Here is a 1,225-nt window from a genome sequence, read left to right on the forward strand (position 1 = left end):
GCCCGGCAGCCGCCGCGATGCCGGCCGTCTCCCGGCGGCCGGCGAGGCGGACCGGGTCGCCGGGGCGCAACCCCAGCGCGGTCAGCGCCTCCGGGTGCAGCCGCACGATGCCCCGTCGGGCGTCCAGCGCCGCCGGTCGCAGGCTCGCCGTCAGGGTCAGGTCGGGTTGCGCCACCGCCCGACCGTAGCCGCCCGCGGCCAACCCCGTCGGTCAGCGCCGCGGATCCAGCTCGTCCAGCAGCGTCGGATCGCGCCGGATCAGCTCGGCCAACCGGGCCGCCGGGTCCGGGCTCAACCCGTCCGGGCCGGGCGCCCAGGCGGGCACCGTCCGCCCGGAGAGCGGCCAGGCCGGCGGGGGTTCCACCGGGGTCGGTGCGGGGACCGGTCCGACCGTGACCGCCGGCCCGTTCCAGGAGACCCGCATCGGGTACGCCCGCCCGCCGTGCTCCACCTGCACTGTGACCGCCAGCCCGGGGTGGGCCCCGACGACCTGACGGACCGCCTCGGCCACCTCCTCGACCGGTCCCCATCCGGCCACGTCGCTCGGGGCCTCCACCCCCGCGTGCCGCGGGTCGTGCCGGCCCGAGGTGTTGCGGGTGCCGCTGCCGGGCGGGCTCGACGGTGCGGTGGTGTCGTCACGGTCGGCGGCCCGACGGCGCGACGCCTCCTCACGTCGGGCCAGCCGGGCCAGCGTCTCGTCCAGGTCGCCCCTCACCAGATCACCTCTTCCCGCCACGGCCGGAGCTGACCAGCTCAGGCCTTCCTCTCCCGGGTAGCACGGTCCAGCGCGCGGTCCAGGACGACCAGGAGGGCGTCCCGCACCGAGAGTCGGTCGCGGGCATCGAACTGCACCAGAGGTACATGATCGCCGATGGCCAACGCCCAACGGATCTCACCCAGCTCCAGGGCCAGCCGCCCGTCGAAGGCGTTGACCCCGACGACGAACGGCAGCCCGGCCCGCTCGAAGAAGTCGATGGCGGGGTAACAGTCGTCCAGCCGTGCGCTGTCCACCACCACCAGCGCGCCGAGTGCTCCCCGGGCCAGGTCGTCCCACATGAAACCGAACCGGGTCTGCCCCGGCGTGCCGAACAGGTAGAGCTTCAGGCTGCGGTCGATCGTCACGCAGCCGAAGTCCATCGCCACCGTGGTGGTGGTCTTGGTGGACCGGACACCCGGGTCGTCCACGCCGATCCCGGCGCTCGTCATCTCGGCCTCGGTGGTCAGC

Annotated in this window: 2 protein-coding genes; both read right to left on the reverse strand. The window is 74.9% G+C overall.

What is annotated here, in order from left to right; genetic code table 11:
* Positions 1-211 precede the first annotated feature (211 nt).
* Positions 212-715 (reverse strand): hypothetical protein, encoded by a 504-nt coding sequence (locus tag KBX53_RS33465; RefSeq protein WP_030327820.1) that lies wholly within the window; start codon positions 713-715, stop codon positions 212-214.
* A gap of 38 nt (positions 716-753) precedes the next feature.
* On the reverse strand, positions 754-1,225 hold a 472-nt coding region (locus KBX53_RS33470; protein ID WP_210863861.1), incomplete at its 5' end, for an ATP/GTP-binding protein.

It is taken from the genome of Micromonospora sp. M51, assembly GCF_018070305.1.
GTDB lineage: Bacteria > Actinomycetota > Actinomycetes > Mycobacteriales > Micromonosporaceae > Micromonospora > Micromonospora parva.